General features: G+C 72.8%; 15 protein-coding genes and 1 tRNA gene. 7 read left to right on the top strand and 9 right to left on the bottom strand.

The features are described from left to right. Positions 1-22 precede the first annotated feature (22 nt). The 5 genes from VF289_RS00385 (at position 23) to hemL (ending at position 5524) form a co-directional block, all read left to right on the top strand. Positions 23-1267, top strand: coding sequence for a ferrochelatase (locus VF289_RS00385; protein ID WP_330879958.1), 1245 nt, complete (start codon positions 23-25; stop codon positions 1265-1267). Next, on the top strand, positions 1264-2280 hold the full coding sequence (hemC, locus tag VF289_RS00380; RefSeq protein ID WP_330879956.1) for a hydroxymethylbilane synthase: 1017 nt from the start codon (positions 1264-1266) through the stop codon (positions 2278-2280). The genes VF289_RS00385 and hemC overlap by 4 nt, the downstream gene beginning before the upstream one ends. Next, a complete protein-coding gene (locus tag VF289_RS00375) occupies positions 2280-3074 on the top strand; it encodes a uroporphyrinogen-III synthase (RefSeq protein ID WP_330879954.1) in 795 nt (264 codons plus the stop codon). The genes hemC and VF289_RS00375 overlap by 1 nt, the downstream gene beginning before the upstream one ends. After that, the gene (gene hemB, locus VF289_RS00370) at positions 3071-4108 is read left to right on the top strand and encodes a porphobilinogen synthase (protein ID WP_330879953.1); all 1038 of its coding nucleotides are present in this window, start codon (positions 3071-3073) and stop codon (positions 4106-4108) included. The genes VF289_RS00375 and hemB overlap by 4 nt, the downstream gene beginning before the upstream one ends. A gap of 99 nt (positions 4109-4207) precedes the next feature. Further along, a complete protein-coding gene (gene hemL / locus VF289_RS00365) occupies positions 4208-5524 on the top strand; it encodes a glutamate-1-semialdehyde 2,1-aminomutase (protein ID WP_330879951.1) in 1317 nt (438 codons plus the stop codon). Positions 5525-5551: 27 nt separating this feature from the next. Here the strand turns inward: hemL and VF289_RS00360 are convergent, their stop codons facing one another. Next, a complete protein-coding gene (locus tag VF289_RS00360) occupies positions 5552-6076 on the bottom strand; it encodes a hypothetical protein (RefSeq protein ID WP_330879949.1) in 525 nt (174 codons plus the stop codon). Positions 6077-6273: 197 nt separating this feature from the next. Beyond that, a complete protein-coding gene (locus VF289_RS00355; protein WP_330879948.1) occupies positions 6274-7848 on the bottom strand; it encodes an HNH endonuclease signature motif containing protein in 1575 nt (524 codons plus the stop codon). Positions 7849-8288: 440 nt separating this feature from the next. Between VF289_RS00355 and VF289_RS00350 the strand changes: the two genes are divergently transcribed. Next, positions 8289-8362, top strand: a tRNA-Met gene (locus VF289_RS00350). Between the two features lie 115 nt (positions 8363-8477). Then, a complete protein-coding gene (locus tag VF289_RS00345; RefSeq protein ID WP_330879947.1) occupies positions 8478-9143 on the top strand; it encodes a pentapeptide repeat-containing protein in 666 nt (221 codons plus the stop codon). Positions 9144-9212: 69 nt separating this feature from the next. Here the strand turns inward: VF289_RS00345 and VF289_RS00340 are convergent, their stop codons facing one another. The 7 genes from VF289_RS00340 to VF289_RS00310 form a co-directional block, all read right to left on the bottom strand. Next, entirely contained in the window at positions 9213-9788 is a 576-nt protein-coding gene (locus VF289_RS00340) for a CoA-binding protein (RefSeq protein ID WP_330879945.1), read from the bottom strand. Next, the gene (locus tag VF289_RS00335; protein ID WP_330879943.1) at positions 9785-11203 is read right to left on the bottom strand and encodes an O-acetylhomoserine aminocarboxypropyltransferase/cysteine synthase family protein; all 1419 of its coding nucleotides are present in this window, start codon (positions 11201-11203) and stop codon (positions 9785-9787) included. The genes VF289_RS00340 and VF289_RS00335 overlap by 4 nt, the downstream gene beginning before the upstream one ends. Continuing rightward, positions 11200-12438 (bottom strand): dimethylsulfone monooxygenase SfnG, encoded by a 1239-nt coding sequence (gene sfnG / locus VF289_RS00330; RefSeq protein ID WP_330879941.1) that lies wholly within the window; start codon positions 12436-12438, stop codon positions 11200-11202. The genes VF289_RS00335 and sfnG overlap by 4 nt, the downstream gene beginning before the upstream one ends. An 80-nt stretch (positions 12439-12518) precedes the next feature. After that, the gene (gene acs / locus VF289_RS00325; RefSeq protein ID WP_330879939.1) at positions 12519-14639 is read right to left on the bottom strand and encodes an acetate--CoA ligase; all 2121 of its coding nucleotides are present in this window, start codon (positions 14637-14639) and stop codon (positions 12519-12521) included. Beyond that, positions 14636-15496, bottom strand: a complete 861-nt coding sequence (locus VF289_RS00320) for an ABC transporter permease (RefSeq protein WP_330879937.1) — start codon at positions 15494-15496, stop codon at positions 14636-14638. Before VF289_RS00320 ends, acs begins: the two co-directional genes overlap by 4 nt. Beyond that, positions 15493-16533, bottom strand: coding sequence for an aliphatic sulfonate ABC transporter substrate-binding protein (locus tag VF289_RS00315; RefSeq protein ID WP_330879936.1), 1041 nt, complete (start codon positions 16531-16533; stop codon positions 15493-15495). Before VF289_RS00315 ends, VF289_RS00320 begins: the two co-directional genes overlap by 4 nt. Beyond that, positions 16530-17465, bottom strand: a complete 936-nt coding sequence (locus VF289_RS00310; protein ID WP_330879934.1) for an ABC transporter ATP-binding protein — start codon at positions 17463-17465, stop codon at positions 16530-16532. The genes VF289_RS00315 and VF289_RS00310 overlap by 4 nt, the downstream gene beginning before the upstream one ends. Positions 17466-17490: the final 25 nt, after the last annotated feature.

Genomic DNA, 17490 nt, shown 5'->3' with positions numbered 1-17490 from the left:
CATCCACCACCGAGGACCCACGATGACCGATACCGTCCAGCCGATGCCCGGCCCGTCGATGCCCGGCCCGCGGGCCGTCGACCCCCTCTCCGCCACCCACACCCGGCGCGGGGAGCCGACTCCCTTCGACGCGATCCTGTTCTCCTCCTTCGGCGGTCCGGACGGCCAGGACGACGTGATCCCCTTCCTGCGCAACGTCACCCGGGGCCGTGGCATCCCGGACGAACGGCTCGAGGAGGTCTCCGGCCACTACCGGGCGCTCGGCGGGCGCAGCCCGATCACCGCCCAGAACCAGGCGATGATCTCCGCGCTCGAGCAGGAGCTCGCCGGCCGCGGGATCGACCTGCCGGTCTACTTCGGCAACCGCAACTGGGCTCCGTACAACGCGGAGGCGGTGCGCGCCCTGCACGCGGACGGCCGACGCCACGCCCTGGGCCTCGTCACCAGCGCCTACTCCTCCTACTCGTCGTGCCGTCAGTACCGGGAGGACTTCGGGATGGTGCTCGAGGAGACCGGTCTGGCCGGCGAGGTGAGCATCGACAAGGTCCGCGTCTACTTCAACCATCCCGGGTTCCTCGAGCCCGTGGCCGACTCCCTGGCCGCCGCGCTCGCCGAGCTGGGCGCCGAGGGCCACGACCACGACCGGATCACGGTGCTCTTCTCCACCCACTCGGTGCCGCTGTCGATGGCGGAGGCCTCCGGGCCCGAGGAGACGCGGGTCGAGGGCTCCGGCGGCTGGTACGTCGAGCAGCACCTCGCCGCCTGCCGCTGGGTGATGACCCAGCTCCACGACGACTCCCCTGCGCTGCCCGACTGGCAGCTGGTGTACCAGTCGCGCTCCGGCGCCCCGCACATCCCGTGGCTCGAGCCCGACGTCAACGACGTCATCGAGCGCCTCGCCGCCGACGACGCGGCCGATGCGGTGGTCGTGGTGCCGATCGGCTTCGTCACCGATCACGTCGAGGTGGTCTGGGACCTGGACACCGAGGCGAAGGAGACTGCCGCAGAGCAGGGTCTGGCGTTCCGCCGCGCCGCCACCTCCGGCGAGGATCCCCGCTTCATCTCGGCCCTGGCCGATCTGGTCCAGGAGCGCCTGGACCCGCAGTTCCCGCGCCGCGTGGTCACCGACTTCGGCGCCACCCCCGATGTGTGCGGGGCGAACTGCTGCGTGGGTCGCCTCTGCCGCCCCACCACGAGCGCCGTCGACTCGGCGGAGGACGTCGAGCGCGCCCGGGCGGAGGCCGACGCCGCAGGAGCGTCCTCATGACGGCCGACGACTCCGCCCTGCGGATCGGCACCCGCGCCTCCGACCTCGCCCTGACCCAGTCCGGTCAGGTGGGAGCGGCGCTCGTGGCCGGGACGGACCATGCCGTGGAGCTGGTGCACGTGAGCACCCAGGGCGACCGTGACCGCACCAGCCCGCTGGCCCAGATCGGCGGCACCGGCGTGTTCGTCACCGCCGTGCGGCAGGCGCTGCTGGACGGGACGGTCGATGTGGTCGTCCACTCCTGCAAGGACCTGCCCACCGCGGCGCTCGAGGAGATCACCCTGGCCAGCTACCCGGTCCGGGAGGATCCCCGCGATGCGCTGTGCGCGCGCGACGGGATGACCCTCGAGCAGCTGCCGGCCGGGGCGACGGTGGGCACCGGCTCGCCCCGCCGCGCCGCCCAGCTGCTGCGCGCCCGGCCCGACCTGGACGTGCAGGGCATCCGCGGCAACGTCGAGACCCGCCTGGGGCGGGCCCTCGGCGAGGACGCGGACCTCGACGCCGTGGTGCTCGCCGCCTCCGGGCTGCGCCGGGTGGGCCGTGAGGCCGCGATCAGCGAGCTGCTCCCGGTGGACGTGATGCTGCCGGCTCCCGCCCAGGGCGCCCTCGCGGTCGAGGCGACCAGCGCCTCCCTCGCGTCCGGGCCCTGGTTCGCACAGCGCCTGGCTGCGGTCGACGATCCGGCCACCCGCGCGGCTGTCACCGCCGAGCGGGCGCTGCTGCGCACCCTGGAGGCCGGCTGCTCCGCCCCCGTCGCGGCGTACGCGGAGCTCGAGATCGCTGCTGCGGAGAGCGCCGATGGTGCGGGTGGCAGCGGCGTGCTGCGCCTGCGCGCCCTCGCGATCCGGCCCGACGGCAGCCACGTCGTCGAGGGCGAGGCGCGCGTGACCCTCGACCTCGCTGTCGACGAGCTCTCCGGTCCCGGATCGGTGCCGGCCGAGCTGGGCGCCGAGCTCGCCGCGGACCTCATCGAGCGCGGCGCAGGAGAGATCCTCGCGGAGGCGCGCGCCTGATGAGCGCCATCGCGTCCCCCCGCACCGTGCTGGTCACCAGACCGCCCGGGCGCGGTGACGCGCTGCTGGCACGTCTCGCCGCGCTCGGGATCGAGGCCGAGCACCATCCGTTCCAGCGCCTCGTGCCGGTGCCCGAGGCGGAGCTCGCCGCCGTGCGGGCACTGCTCACCGACGGCACCTGCACGCACCTGGTGGTCACCTCCCCCACCGTCGTCGAGGTGCTCGGCGCCGTGCAGGTCCCGGTGGGGACGGACGTGGTCGCCGTCGGCGAGGGCACCGCCGCCGCGCTCCGCACCGCCGGGGTGCCCGTCACCCTCGTCGCGGGCGGCTCCGGAGCGGCCCTCGTCCAGGAGATGCCGCCGGCTGGACCGGGCGCGAGCGTCCTGTTCCCCGCCTCCGCCGCGGCCGCCCGCACGGTCCCCGACGGTCTGCGGGCCAAGGGCTACCGGGTGCAGGAGGTGCCCGTGTACCGCCCCGAGCAGCTCGAGCTGCCGGCTGCTGTCACGACGGGGCTTCCCACCGGTGGGTACGCCGCGCTCGTGCTCACCAGCCCGCAAATCGCGCGGCGCGCCGCCGAGCTCGGCGTGCACCCCGGGACGGGCATCGTCACGATCGGAGCGCCCACCTCCGTCGCCGTCCGCCAGGCGGGGCTGCCCGTCGGCCGGCAGGCGGAGTCCCCGGACGACGCCGCCCTCGCCCACGCCGTGCAGCAGGTCCTCGCACACCCCACTGATCCCGCGGCCCGACCGGCCGCTCCCCCGCCACCGATCCGCCTCCCGAAGGAGTCCCGTTGACCTCCGCCTCCCTGCCCGGCTCGCACTTCCCGGGACCGATCGACCGCCCCCGTCGGCTCCGCACGAGCAGCGCGATGCGCTCCCTGGTGCGCGAGCACACCCTGCGCCCCCAGGACCTGGTGCTGCCGATGTTCGTGCGCGAGGGCGCGAGCGAGAACACGCCCGTCTCCTCGATGCCCGGCGTCGAGCAGCACACGATGGACTCCCTGGTCCGCGCCGCGACCGAGGCGGTCGAGCGCGGGGTCGGCGGGGTGATGCTGTTCGGTGTGCCCGAGCACAAGGACCCGGTCGGCTCCGGCGCGACCGACCCGGACGGCATCCTCAACCTCGCGCTCGCCCGTCTGAGGGCGGAGCTCGGCGACGACACGGTGATCATGGCGGACCTGTGCCTGGACGAGTTCACCGACCACGGCCACTGCGGCGTGCTCGACGCGTCCGGCCGGGTCGACAACGACGCCACCCTTCTGCGCTACCGCGAGATGGCCCTCGCCCAGGCCGAGGCGGGTGCGCACCTACTGGGCCCCTCAGGGATGATGGACGGTCAGATCGCCGCGATCCGCGACGCCCTCGACGACGCCGGCCACCTGGACACCGCGCTCTACGCCTACACCGCGAAGTACGCCTCCGCCTTCTACGGCCCCTTCCGCGAGGCGGTGGACTCCTCCCTGCAGGGCGACCGCCGCAGCTACCAGCAGGATCCCGCGAACGGCCGCGAGGCCCTGCGCGAGCTCGCGCTGGACGTCGCCGAGGGCGCGGATCTGGTGATGGTCAAGCCCGGCCTGCCCTACCTCGACGTGCTGCGCGACGTCGCCGAGGCCTCCCCGGTGCCCGTCGGCGCCTATCAGGTCTCCGGCGAGTACGCGATGATCGAGGCGGCGAGCGCGAACGGCTGGGTGGACCGCGACCGGATGATCCTCGAGTCGCTGCTGGCCTTCCGCCGCGCGGGCGCCTCGACGGTGCTGACCTACTATGCGAGCGAGGTCGCCGGCTGGTTCCGTGACGGCCTGCCGCCCCACCTGCGCGAATTCCTCTGACGCGGCGCGGCTCTGCCGTCCTGCGGCTTCGCCGCAGTGCCGCTCCGCCACTGCGCCACCCCACCCCTGCCGATCACTCCCCGACCCTCTGACCAGGAGATGCTCTCGATGACCACCACCTCTGCCGACCTCTTCTCCCGCGCCCAGCAGGTGATCCCCTCGGGCGTGAACTCCCCGGTGCGCGCCTTCGGCTCCGTGGGCGGCACCCCGCCGTTCCTCACGGAGGCGAAGGGCGCCCTGCTGCACGACGCCGACGGCAACGAGTACGTGGACCTCGTCGGCTCCTGGGGCCCGATGATCCTCGGCCACGCCGACGACCGCGTCGTCGAGGCGGTGCGGGAGGCGGCCGGCCGCGGCCTGTCCTTCGGCGCCCCGCAGCCGGGCGAGGTGGGCCTCGCCGAGGACGTCACCGCCCGGATCGGTCCCGTGGAGCAGCTGCGGCTGGTCAACTCCGGCACCGAGGCGACCATGAGCGCGCTGCGGGTGGCCCGCGCCGCGACCGGCCGCGACGTGATCGTGAAGTTCGCCGGCTGCTATCACGGGCACGTGGACTCGCTGCTCGCCGAGGCCGGCAGCGGCGTCGCGACCTTCGCCATGCCGGGCTCGGCAGGCGTCACCGCCGCGACCGCCCGGGACACCGTGGTGCTCCCCTACGGCGACCGTGACGCCGTCGCGTCGCTGTTCGCCGAGCGCGGCAGCGAGATCGCCGCGATCATCACCGAGGCGGCGCCCGCCAACATGGGCGTGGTGACCCCGCCGGAGCAGGACGGCGTGGGCTTCAACCGCTTCCTGTCCGAGACCGCGCATGCGCACGGCGCCCTGCTGATCAGCGACGAGGTGCTCACCGGGTTCCGTGCGAGCGCCGAGGGCCACTACGGCATCGACGGCGCGGACCGCAGCTGGGCCCCGGACCTCATGACCTTCGGCAAGGTCATCGGCGGCGGCCTGCCGGTGGGTGCCTTCGGCGGGCGGAAGGACCTGATGTCTCTGCTGGCCCCGGCCGGTCCCGTCTACCAGGCAGGCACTCTGTCCGGGAACCCGCTGGCCACCGCGGCGGGCCTCGCGACCCTCGAGGGCCTGGACGCGGCGGCGTACACGACGCTGGGCAGCGCGTCGCGCACTCTGCAGCAGCTGGTGGCCGACGCGTTCACCACTGCCGGTGTCCCGCACGTCATCCAGACCGCCGGCACCCTGTTCTCGGTGTTCTTCCGTGAGCAGCCCGTGCGCACCTACGAGGACGCGAAGGCGCAGGACACCGCGGCCTTCACCCGCTTCTTCCACGCGATGCTCGAGGGCGGGATCTACCTGCCGCCGTCGGCCTTCGAGGCCTGGTTCGTCTCCACCGCGCACACCCCGGACATCCTGGACCGGATCGCGGCGGCGCTGCCCGGGGCGGCGGCCGCGGCGCGCGGCTGAGCCGAGCCGGACGAGCGGGCGTTCGACCTACCGTGGGTCGGTCGCCGGGCAGACGGAGTCGACCGCGGCGCCGACCGTTCGGACGATGACCACGGCGACGAGTGCCAGCACTGCGAACAGGCTGGTCAGGTGCAGCACGAGGGCCCACGGGGAATGGTCCGCGCCTCCGACGAAGAAGGTGTCGGCGAGGGTCATGCCGGCCGGGAATGACGCCACGAGGTACACCGGGCTGCCCAGCGCGAGCAGGCCGAGCACGACCATGAGGACCGCCGGGGTGGAGAGGCGATCGCGCCATGTGCTGAGCGCGACGGAGGAGGCGATCAGCGGCCCCGGCACCAGCAGCGCGGTCATCAGGCCCCATCCCATCGTGTCCGCCGACCGCCCCACCGCGGCGTGGATCTCGACCAGGGTGCTCCCGGGCACCGTGGCCAGAGGGTTCAGCACCTGGATCTGGAGTGCCGCGAACACGGCATAGGCCAGGACGGCCGCAGCGCCGAGCAGCCCGACCACTCGGGCTGACGTGCTGCGAGGACGTGCAGGAGCGGTGCTCATGCACGGATTCTGGCATCGTCCCGATGCCTGCTCGTGGTGGATCTGTGGAGATCAGGAGGGGGGTTCCGGCCGCGGGAGATCGTCGGGGCGGGACCGGCTGGGCCGACTGCTCCTCAGGGTCCAGTGGGCTGGTCCTGTGGGCTGGTCCTGTGGGCTGGTCCCGTGGAGTGGCTCTGTGGAGCGGTCCGTGACGATCATCAGCCGGGGGATTCCGGCGGGGCTGAGGCATCCGGTAGGGACGTAGGCCGGCGTCTTCGCCGCGGGCGTGAACTCCTGGCCGCCGCTGGCGCGGTCGGGCTCGGCCGGGCTGGTCGCGACGGGGCGGTCAGGGCCCGAGGCCGGGTGGTGCGGCGGGTCCCGGAGCGGCTGATCCACTCCACGACGTGACCATCGGTCGCCGTGTCGCCGGCGCGTCGCACGCCGCCGGTCTGTCGTTCCTTGTCATTGCAGTAGACGCAGAGCCCCTGCCCGTTGTCCAGGCAGGTCTCGCCGCCCGTGGCGTGGGGGCGGATGTGGTCGGTGTGCCGGATCGCCGCATCGCAGAAGGGGCCCCGACACACCTGATCCCGCCAGCGGATGAACGTCGCGAGCGCGGCGGGGAAGGCGCGGGCACGGGACTCGACGGCCACCAGCTCGCCGGCGCGGGGGTGGGTGTACAGCCTGCGCATCACGGCGCGCAGCGCAGGGCCATCAGGGCCCATCGCCTCGTCCGCCTCATCGGTGAGCGCCGTGCCGAGCGCCCCGCGCAGCTCCTCGAGCAGCACCTCGGCCGGGGCGGTGCCATAGCCTTCGAGGTGGGCGAGGTCCCCGGCCGATGGGTGGATGAGGGCGCGCTCGGTGATCATGATGCCGATGTCGAGGGTGGTCGCCACCATGGCGTCCTCCTGCCCGAGCAGCGTGTCCACGAACGAGTCGGCTTGGATCGCCTGGTGGCCGCGACGGTCACCGGCGGCGCGCAGTCGCTCGGCCTCCAGGGAGAGCCGCTTGCGGATCTTCGCTCCGTCGAGGGCGGGGACCCGCGCGGAGACGGTCGCCATGCCGTGCTCCGCGCGGCGCACGGTGACTCGCCGCTCCTGCCGGGCGTGCTGGTGACGGCGCCGCTGGCCATACGGATCGGCAGCGGCGATCGCCCGTGAGGTGGCGTCATCCCAGGTCTCCGCACCGGCACCCTCGAGATCCGGCAGCTGCTCGCCCAGCAGGCGGTCCGCATGAGCGCGCTGGGTGGGGGACAGCGGGGCGAGCGAACGAGAGCTGCTGTGAGCGACAGTGCTGGTGACCTTCGCTGTGGCCAGGGCGGTGAACATCTCGGGCATGTCCGCGACCAGCCGACGCTGCGAGGCCAGGGAATGGGCGGCCGAGGCCGGGGACTTCCCGGTCAGCATCGAGACCTCGCGCGCCGCCTCTCTCGAGGCCTCACGCAGCAGCTGCTTCGCGGGCGGGGCCTGATCCGCCTCCTGGGCGGTGTGGGCCCTGCCCTCTGCCTGCTTCTCGAGAGTGAGCGATCCCGCCAGCGCCACCACGGCGCGGGCCTCCACGGCGTCCATCGCGCTGCGCAGCTCGTGGAGCATGCCGACGACGGCCGTGAACTCAGCACCGAGCCGAGCGTCGGGCGTGAACAGCTGCTGAGGGCGCAGCGCGAGCTCCCGCAGCACGAAACCCTGATCCCCGAGCACCGCGGCGAGCGCGGGCGCGCCCCCACCGTGCACGGCGTCGACGAGCGCCCGGTGGGGATCACCGGGTGCCTGGTCGAGGGCCTGCGTGCTAGGAGCCATCACACCACGATCGCCCATTCCGCCGACGAAAAGAAGGGCCGCCGGGAAATGTGGACAACCTCGATCGGGGAGGAACTCTGAGGGCACAGCACCCGCCGGAACCCTCCGCTCTCCACCTTCATACCTGCAGGTCATTCACCCTGCAGTGGTCGACGACATGAGCACCCTCTCCCTCCCTTCAAAAAGCCTCGAAGACAAAGCACAACCCGGTCGTCAGGAATGTGGACAAGATACGACTGTGGAGGATCCGTCGCACGCTCCGGCCAACGGTGCTCGGCGGGCTCGACCGGGGGTCCGGAAGCTCCACGACCCTTCCGCCGACGGTGGTTCCATGACGCCGGAGGACCCTTCACGACGCTCTGCGTCGGCCGATGACAGGATGCTCGACAGCGACCGCTCCGCTCCCCCAGGCTGGTACGCGTCGGCCCCCGCCGACACCCCGCTTCGTAGCTCAGCCCGGTAGAGCAGCTCCCTCATATGGAGCCGGTCGCAGGTTCAAATCCTGTCGGAGCGTCCGACCCGCCGACACGACCCCGCCGTCCCGACACGCACCTGTCTGCGCCGCCCCGTACGCTCGGACCCTCCGCCGACCGCTCCGCGTCGGACCCCGCCCGTTCCCCGAGGTGCTCATGGCCCGCACGCCCGCCACGACCAGGAAGCCCGTGCTGAGTCGGCTCGTGCTCCCCCCACTCGACTCCGTCGGCGCCGACGCACTCGAGGCGCATGCCCCGCACGAGGGGCTCTCCCTCGACGGCGTCGATCTCACCGGCTGCGACCTCACCGGAGCCGCCTTCACCGAGTGCGAGCTCGTCGGTGTCACCGCGCACACCTCGGTCCTGCAGCACGCACGGCTGGTCGAGACCCGGATCGAGCGGCTGAACGCCCCCGTGCTGGATGCGACGCGCTCCACCTGGCGCGACGTCGCACTGAGCGGTTCACGGATCGGCGCGCTGGACATCTACGACGCCGAGATCCGCTCCAGCCGGATCTCCGGCAGCAAGTTCGACTGGATCAACCTGCGCTCGAGCACCCTCGAGGACGTCCTGTTCGAGGACTGCACGATCGAGGAGCTCGACCTCGCCGGCGTCACGGCGAAGCGCGTCGCGTTCGTGAACTGCCGGGTCGGCAGTGTGGCCCTCGCCCATGCACGGCTGCAGGACGTGGATCTGCGCGGGCTCGAGGTCGGAACGATCAGCAACCTCGAGGCGCTCTCGGGAGCGACGCTCGACGCGGAGCAGGTCACCGCCCTCGCCCCGGCTTTCGCGAGCCACCTGGGGATCCGCGTCGAGGGCTGAGCCGCCTCCCCACAGCAGAACGCGGGCCGAGGGGATCCCCGACCCGCGCCTGATGCGGTGATCGTAGCGTCAGCCGCGTCCGCTGACCCGCTGCTTCCGGGAACTGATCTCCCCGGTGTTGAAACCCGCCAGGTGCAGGCCTCCGTGGAAGCGGGCGTGCTCGATCTTCACGCAGCGGTCCATCACCACGTCGAGCCCTCCGGCCTCCGCGATCGCGGCGGCCTCCTCGTTCCAGGAGCCCAGCTGCAGCCACAGCGCCTTGGCGCCCACCTCGACCGCCTCCTGAGCCACGCCCGGCAGATCGGCGTCCTTGCGGAAGACGTCCACGAGGTCGGGCACGACGGGCAGGTCCGCGAGCGAGGCGTAGGCCGGCCGGCCGAGGATCTCGGTGGCGCGGGGGTTGACGAAGTACACCTCGTAGGGCGAGCTCGAGAGCAGGTACGTGGCCACGAAGTAGCTGGCCCGCGCCGGATTCGCCGAGGCGCCCACGATCGCGATGGACCGGGCGCGGCGCAGGATCGCGAGCCGCTCGGGGGCCGAGGGGCTCCGCCAGGAGCGCTCGGGGGCGCCGCTGGCCCCGTCGGTCGCAGGAGCCGCGGGGACCGCGCAGGCCTCCCCCGCTCCCTGGATGCTGATGCCGGTCATCGCTGCACTCCCGTCGCCGCTGTGATCGCCTGGTCGAGGTCCCACAGGATGTCCTCCACGTCCTCGAGACCCACCGAGATGCGGATCAGATCCGGTCGCACGCCGCCCGCGGCGAGCTGCTCGGGGCTGAGCTGCTGGTGGGTGGTCGAGGCGGGATGGATGACCAGCGTGCGGGCATCGCCGATGTTCGCCAGGTGCGAGGCGAGCTGCAGGTTCGCGATCACCGCCTCGCCGGTCGCGCGGGCCGCAGCGGCCTCCTCCGCCGCGTCGCCGAACTCCCCCGTCGGCCGCACGCCGAAGGCGAAGACGGACCCGGGACCGAGCGGCAGGTACGCCGCCGCCCGCTCGTGGTGCGGATGGGACTCGAGCCCTGCCCAGGTCACGAAGGAGACCCGGGGGTCCGCCTCGAGCCAGGTCGCGACCGCGCGGGCGCCCGCGAGGTGGGCATCGATCCGCTGCGGCAGGGTCTCCACACCCTGCAGCAGCTGGAAGGCGGACTGCGCGGGCAGGGACGGGCCGATGTCGCGCAGCTGCTCGGAGCGGAGCTTGGTGAGGAAGCCGTACTCGCCGAAGTTGTCCCACCACGTGATGCCGCCGTAGGACTCGACCGGCTCGGTCATGCCCGGGAAGTTCCCGTTGCCCCAGTCGAAGCGGCCCGACTCGACGACCACGCCGCCGAGGGTGGTGCCGTGCCCGCCGAGGAACTTGGTGGCCGAGTGGAGGACGATGTCCGCCCCGTGCTCGATCGGCCGCACCAGGTAGGGGGTCGCGAGGGTCGCGTCGACCACCAGCGGCACCCCGTGCTCGTGTGCGAGCTCGGCCAGTCCCGAGAGGTCGGCGATCTCGCCGGAGGGGTTGCCGATGACCTCCACGTACAGCGCCTTCGTCTCCGGCCGGAAGGCGGCGCGGTAGTCCTCCACCTCGGAGGAGGGCACGAAGGTGGTCTCCACGCCGAAGCGGCGCAGCGTGACGTCGAGCTGGGTGACGGTGCCGCCGTAGAGCTGGGCGGAGGCGACGATGTGATCGCCGGCGCCGGCGAGCGCGGCGAAGGTGATGAACTCGGCGCTCATCCCCGAGGCGGTCGCGACCGCGCCGATCCCGCCCTCGAGCGAGGCGATCCGCTCCTCGAAGGCGGCGACGGTGGGATTGCCGATGCGGGAGTAGATGTTGCCGTACTTCTGCAGCGCGAAGAGGTTCGCGGCATCGGCCGCATCGTCGAACACGAAGGACGTGGTCTGGTAGATCGGCACGGCGCGGGCGCCGTGCTGGGCGTCCGGCGTGCCGCCGGCGTGCAGGGCGCGGGTGCGGAAGCCGAAGCCACGCTCGGGCGCCGAGGGAGGAACGGCCGCCGGGGCGGCGGCCGACGACGACGCGTCCGACGTGGAGTGCGGGTGCTGCTTCTCGGTGGCGGTCATGCGGCGGCTCCTGCCTTGGCCGGGTGGTCGGCCGGGAGGGTCTCGAAGGCGGCGCTCTCGGCCTCCTCGGCGGAGACGCCGGGGACGACGGGCAGCAGGTCGGTGTTCAGCTCGGTGCCGTGGGCTCGCGCCAGGTCCTTCTCCTTCTCGCGCACGATCGGCAGCACGTCCCGCCCGAAGGCCGCGACCTCCTCGGTGAAGTGGAGGTAGCAGGTCAGCAGCAGGTTCACGCCGATCTTCTTGTACTCGATGACGCGGTCCGCGATCTCCTCGGGGGTGCCGATCAGCTGGGTCTTGAAGCCGTCGTTGTACTGCACCAGGTCCTCGAAGGAGGAGTCGGCCCACATGCCCTTGCCGTCCTTGGTGGAGGCGCCGGCCTCCTGGACGGACTGGCGGAAGCCCTCGACGGCGGGGCGGTGGGCCTTGGCGACGATCTCGCGCAGGGTCTCCTCCGCCTCCTTGCGGGTCTCGCGGGCGATGACGAAGCCGTTCAGCCCGAACTTCGGGGCGCGGCCCGCGGCGGCGGCGGAGGCGAGCACGCCGTCGACGTTCTCCTCATAGCCCTCGAGGGTGCGGCCGTTGGAGAAGTACCAGTCCGCGACGCGACCGGCGGTGGCCTGGGCGGCGGTGGAGTTGCCGCCGAAGAAGATCTCGGGATGGGGGCGGCCGGGCACGTCGACGGGCTTCGGGTTCAGGGTGAAGTCGTCGATCGAGTAGTACGTCCCGTCCTGGGAGTACCCGTTCTCGGTGAGCAGCCCGCGCAGCGCGGAGATGAACTCCTCGGTGCGCACGTAGCGCTCGTCGTGCTCGAGCCAGGGCAGGCCGAACTTCACGAACTCATCCTTCAGCCAGCCGGAGACGATGTTCACCGCGGCGCGGCCGCCCGAGAGGTGGTCCGCCGTGATCAGCCACTTGGCCAGCACGCCCGGGTGCCACATGCCGGGGTGGAAGGCGGCGATGACCTTCAGGCGCTCGGTCGCGCCGAGCAGGGCGAGGGAGAAGGCGGAGGCCTCGTGCTGCTTGTCCGCGCCGTAGCTGGCGGCGTAGCGGGTCTGGGTCAGCGCGTACTCGAAGCCGGAGTTCTCGGCGATCTGGGCCAGGCGCGAGTTGTAGGGCAGCTGCCAGTCGGTGCGCTGCTCGATGGTGGAGACGACGAGGCCGCCCGAGACGTTCGGCACCCAGTACGCGAACTTCAGCGGCGTCTCGACGCTCGAGGCGGGAGAGGTGGTGGTCATGGGTCCTCCTGGGGTCGTGCAGGATCGGTTCAGCTGCAGGGTCGGTTCACGGATGAGGTCGGGTCAGGTGCAGGGTCGGCTCAGGGCTGCGGCGCGAGGAGCGGGTCGTCGGCCGGCAGGGCGGTGAGCACCGCGGCGACCGCGGCGACCGCCTCGGGGTTCTGCAGGGAGGTGATGTCTCCCAGCGGAGCCGGGCTGCGGCCCGCGCGGCGGTCCCGTTCGGCGTGCGTCAGCTGCGCGAGCAGGCGTCGCATGATCTTGCCGGAGCGGGTGCGGGGCAGGTCCGGGACGGGGACCACGAAGCGGGGCTTCGCGATCGGTCCGATCCCGGTGGCGACCCGGTCCCGCAGCGCGGGCACGTCGAGCGCGGCCCCGTCGGCGGGGATCACGAAGCCGGCGGGGATCACGAAGACCGCGACCGCCTGCCCGGTGAGGGCGTCGTCCACGCCGGCGGCTCCGGCTTCGACCACCGAGGGGTCCGCGACCAGCGCGGATTCGATCTCGATGGTGGACAGGCGGTGCCCGGAGACGTTCACGACGTCGTCGAGGCGGCCGAGGATCCAGAAGCACCCGTCGGCGTCGACCGTGGCGGAGTCCCCGGCGACGTAATAGCCGCCGTGCTCGCCGCGGCCGGCGAAGTCCCGCCAGTAGGAGTCGCGGTAGCGCTCCGGATCGCCCCAGACGGTGCGGGCCATGCCGGGCCAGGGCCTGCGCGCCACCAGCGTGCCGGCGACCCCGGCGGGCAGCTCGCGGCCCTCCGCATCGACCACGGCCATGTCGATGCCGGGCAGCGGCACGGTCGCGGAGCCGGGCTTCAGGGTGGTCACCCCGGGCAGCGGCACGAGCATCGCGGCGCCCGTCTCGGACTGCCACCAGGTGTCGATGATCGGCAGCTCGCCGCGGCCGAAGGTGCGGTGGAACCACACCCAGGCCTCAGGGTTGATCGCCTCGCCGACGGTGCCGAGCAGTCGCAGGGAGGACAGGTCGTGCCCGCTCGGCAGCTGATCTCCGAACCAGTTCATGAAGGTGCGGATCAGCGTGGGGGCGGTGTAGTAGACGGTGACGCCGTAGCGCTCGATGATCTCCAGGTGCCGCTGCTGGGAGGGCTCGCCGGGGGTGCCCTCATAGATCACCTGGGTGAGTCCGTTGCTCAGCGGGCCGTAGATCTCGTAGGTGTGGGCGGTCACCCAGGCGAGGTCGGCGGTGCACCAGTGGACGTCGTCCGGCTTCGCGTCGAAGTGCGCCCAGTGCGCCCAGGAGGCATGGGAGAGATAGCCGCCGGTGGTGTGGACCAGGCCCTTGGGCTTCCCGGTGGTGCCGGAGGTGTAGATGATGAACAGCGGATGCTCGGCGTCGAACGCCTCGGCGGTGTGCTGAGGGCTCGCGACCTCCACGCTCTCGTGCCACCAGACGTCCCGGCCGGGCGTCCACGCGACGTTCTGGCCGGTGCGGCGCACCACCAGCACATGCTCCAGGTGCTCGAGCCCGTCGGCGGCGGCGTCCGCGGCGGACTTCACCTCGACGGCGCTGCCCCGCCGGAACTGGCCGTCGGAGGTGACCAGGAGCTTCGCCCCGGTGTCCTGCAGGCGGAAGCGCACCGCCTCGGCGCTGAACCCGCCGAAGACGAGCGAATGCACGGCCCCGATCCGGGCGCAGGCCAGCGCGATCACCACAGTCTCCACCAGCACGGGCAGATAGACCACCACCCGGTCCCCCGGGACGATGCCGAGGTCGGTCAGGGCGTTCGCGGCCTGGGAGACACGGCGCCGGAGGTCCTCGTAGGTGACGGACCCGCGGTCCCCGCCCTCGCCCTCGAAGTGCAGGGCGACCTTCGTCCCGTTGCCGGCGCGGACGTGGCGGTCCACGCAGTTCTCGGCGACGTTCAGACGACCGCCGACGAACCAGCGCGCGGCGGGGACGCTCAGCGCGCCGGTGGCGGGGTCAGTGCTCGGCGGCTCCCACTCCAGGGCGGTGTGCCAGGGCTCGGCCCAGTCGAGCCGTCGCGCGGCGGCCTCCCAGAAGGCCGTGGGATCGGCCGATGCGGTGGCGTGGATGCTCGCATCGACGTTCCAGGTCCCCTCGAGCGCGGGGTCGGGCGGGAAGCTGCGGGTCTCGACCAGCCGGTTCTCTGCGGCGTTCTGCACAGGAGTTCCTGCGGCAGTCTCTGCGGGAGTGCCCGCGGTGGTCTCCGTGATGCTCATGCCCACCTCTTCAGCAGCTTCTTCTCGGCGAGGCCCAGCAGGGCGTTGGTGAGGCTGCCCAGCAGTGCGAGCAGCACGATGGCCAGCAGGATCCGGTCCACTCGGCCCGTCTGCTGGGAGTCGTTGAGGATGAACCCGAGCCCCATCGAGGAGGCGATCAGCTCCGCCGCGACCAGGAACAGCCAGGCCTGGGCGAGCGCGAGGCGCAGCCCGGAGACCACCGACGGCACCACGGCCGGCAGCTGGATGGTGCGGAACATGGACCAGCCGTGCAGTCCGAAGCAGCGCCCGGCCTCCACCAGGTGGGGGTCGATGTGGCGCAGAGCCGCGGCGACGGTGGTGAACACCGGGAAGAAGGCACCGATCGCGATGAGGGTGACCTTGGATTCCTCCCCGATCTGCAGCCACAGGATCAGCAGCGGCACCCAGGCCAGCGAGGGCACCGCCCGCAGCGCGGCCAGGGTGGGGTTCAGCAGCGCATCGCCTGCCCGGGACAGGCCCACGATCGCGGCGACGGCGAGGCCGATCAGCGCTCCGACCGCGAAGCCCAGCAGCACGCGCTGCACGGAGATCGCGATGTGCAGGCCCAGTTCGCCGCGCTCGATCAGTTCGACCCCGGCCTGCAGCACGGTCACCGGTCCGGGCAGGCGGTAGGCGGGCACCAGCCCGGCAGCGGTGGTGAGCTGCCAGGCGACGAGGATCAGCAGCGGCAGCACGGTGCCCGCGGCGAGGCGCACACCGGTGCGGTCCCAGAACGCGGGGCGGGACTGCGCAGCGCCGGAGGTCGACGCGGTCCCGGAGGGCGACCCGGTCCCGGAGGGCGCGGCGGCGGCGTGCTCGGCCGTCGCGGCGCTCACTGCTTCTCCACCGCGGCGACGGCGAAGTCGGCATGGATGATCTCGCCGCGGGCCTTCTCGACCGCCTCGGCCCCGCCCCGCACGTCCCCGGACTCCGAGAGCATCGGGGAGATCGTCTCGAGCACGGCGAGCTGGTCCTCGCCGGGCACGCCGGAGACATCGAGGTTGGAGCGCTCGGTGATCACCGCGGTCGCGACGGCCAGGTCGATGCCAGCGACCTCGGCCAGCAGCTCCGCGGTGGCCTCGAGGTTCTCCAGCGCCCAGGTACGGGCCTGCTCGTAGGCGTCCACGACCACCTGGGCGACGTCGGCGTGGTTGTCGAGGAAGTCCTCGGTGGCGTTGAGGACGCCGTAGGTGTTGAAGTCGACGTTGCGGTAGACCAGCTGCGCGCCGGATTCCACCTCGGCGGCGGCCATGATCGGGTCCAGTCCGGACCAGGCCTCGACGCTGCCGCCCTCGAGGGCGGAGCGGCCGTCGGCGTGCTGGAGGGGCTGGAGCTCCACATCGTCGATGCTCAGGCCCGCCTCGGCCAGGGTCTGGACCAGGAAGAAGTAGGGATCGGTGCCGGGGGTGGCGGCGACGGCACGGCCTGCGAGATCGGCGGGGCCGGTGATGTCGCTGCCCTCGCCGACCACGAGCGCGGACCATTCGGGCTGGGAGTAGATGCCGATCACCTTGATCGGAGAGCCGTTGGCGCGAGCCAGCAGCGCGGCGGACCCGGCGGTGGAGGCGATGTCCGCGGAGCCCGAGCGGAGGAACTCGTTGGCCTTGTTGGAGCCGGCCGACTGCACCCACTCCACGCTCACCGAGCTCCCCAGGGCGGTCTCGATGAGCTTCTGGTCGCGCACCACGAGGCTGAGCGGGTTGTAGGTGGCCCAGTCGATGGTGAGGGAGCCGGTGGTCCACTTCCCGGCGTCACCGCCGTCGGCGGTGGCGTTCTCGGAGCCCTCGCCGGGCACGCAGGCGGTCAGTGCCGTCCCGGCGAGCGCCGAGAGTCCGAGGGCGGTGGCGGTGCGGCGGCTGATGCGGTGGGTCATGAGGGGTTCTCCGAGGGGGTGGCGGGGCGGGCAGGGCGGGCATGGACGCCGAGGCCGGCCAGGAGGTCGACGCGGAGGTCGGCCAGGGCGTGATCGGCGCGGTCGCGGGGGCGGGCCCCGGGCACCTCGACGGTGCGGGTGAGCGAGCCGGAGGTCGGGTCCTCGCGCAGGGAGCGCAGCAGCAGGACCCGGTCGGCGAGGTAGAGGGCCTCCTCGACGTCGTGGGTGACCACGAGGATCGTGGTGGGCTCGGCGGCGTGGATCTGGAGCAGCAGGTCCTGCATGCGCAGGCGGGTGAGGGCGTCGAGCGCGCCGAAGGGCTCGTCCAGCAGCAGCACCTCGGGTCCGCGGGCGAGGGCCCGGGCGAGGGAGGCGCGCTGGGCCATCCCGCCGGAGACCTCGCGGGGGCGCAGCGCGGCGGCGTGCTCGAGGCCGACCAGGGCCAGCAGCTCCTGGACCCGTTCGCGCCCCTGCTTCCGGCCGACGCCCTTCCCGCCGATGCTGCGCGGCAGCCCCAGCGCGACGTTCTGCGCGAGGGTGCGCCAGGGCAGCAGGCGCGGCTCCTGGAAGGCGACGGCCGTGCGCGGATCGGTGCCGCGCAGCGCCGTGCCGCCCAGGCGGATCTCGCCGGCGCTCGGCTGGTCCAGCCCCGCGACCAGGCGCAGCAGGGTGGACTTCCCGCAGCCGGAGGGTCCCACGACCGCGACGATCTCGTCCGGCGCGAGCTCCAGGTCGAGGTCGCGCAGCACGTCGTGCCGACCCTGCGGGGTCTCGAAGGTCCGGGCGATGGAGTCCAGCCGCACGCCGTTGCGTCGCCCGGGCGCGGCCGGATCGCGGGGCGCGGACGCAGGCGCAATGCCGGGCGCGTCCGGGGTCGCGGCGTCGGCCTCGGAGCCCGGCTGCGTGGCGCGTGCGGTGGCGGTGCTGGTCATGCCGACGATGATGACGGCGCGCCGG

The sequence above is a fragment of the Brachybacterium sp. genome, from assembly GCF_036379615.1.
Classification (GTDB): Bacteria; Actinomycetota; Actinomycetes; order Actinomycetales; family Dermabacteraceae; genus Brachybacterium.
Note: the sequence above shows the minus strand (reverse complement) of the source record. Positions and strands in the feature narration are given on the sequence as shown.

Excerpts from the sequence above, each read along its gene's own strand:
- hemC (WP_330879956.1), top strand. The coding sequence starts at position 1,264 with ATGACGGCCGACGACTCCGCCCTGCGGATCGGCACCCGCGCCTCCGAC.
- VF289_RS00315 (WP_330879936.1), bottom strand. The coding sequence starts at position 16,533 with ATGACCCACCGCATCAGCCGCCGCACCGCCACCGCCCTCGGACTCTCG.
- VF289_RS00355 (WP_330879948.1), bottom strand. The coding sequence starts at position 7,848 with ATGGCTCCTAGCACGCAGGCCCTCGACCAGGCACCCGGTGATCCCCAC.
- VF289_RS00385 (WP_330879958.1), top strand. The coding sequence starts at position 23 with ATGACCGATACCGTCCAGCCGATGCCCGGCCCGTCGATGCCCGGCCCG.
- sfnG (WP_330879941.1), bottom strand. The coding sequence starts at position 12,438 with ATGACCACCACCTCTCCCGCCTCGAGCGTCGAGACGCCGCTGAAGTTC.
- VF289_RS00310 (WP_330879934.1), bottom strand. The coding sequence starts at position 17,465 with ATGACCAGCACCGCCACCGCACGCGCCACGCAGCCGGGCTCCGAGGCC.
- VF289_RS00375 (WP_330879954.1), top strand. The coding sequence starts at position 2,280 with ATGAGCGCCATCGCGTCCCCCCGCACCGTGCTGGTCACCAGACCGCCC.
- VF289_RS00345 (WP_330879947.1), top strand. The coding sequence starts at position 8,478 with ATGGCCCGCACGCCCGCCACGACCAGGAAGCCCGTGCTGAGTCGGCTC.
- acs (WP_330879939.1), bottom strand. The coding sequence starts at position 14,639 with ATGAGCATCACGGAGACCACCGCGGGCACTCCCGCAGAGACTGCCGCA.
- VF289_RS00335 (WP_330879943.1), bottom strand. The coding sequence starts at position 11,203 with ATGACCGCCACCGAGAAGCAGCACCCGCACTCCACGTCGGACGCGTCG.
- hemL (WP_330879951.1), top strand. The coding sequence starts at position 4,208 with ATGCTCTCGATGACCACCACCTCTGCCGACCTCTTCTCCCGCGCCCAG.
- VF289_RS00360 (WP_330879949.1), bottom strand. The coding sequence starts at position 6,076 with ATGAGCACCGCTCCTGCACGTCCTCGCAGCACGTCAGCCCGAGTGGTC.
- VF289_RS00340 (WP_330879945.1), bottom strand. The coding sequence starts at position 9,788 with ATGACCGGCATCAGCATCCAGGGAGCGGGGGAGGCCTGCGCGGTCCCC.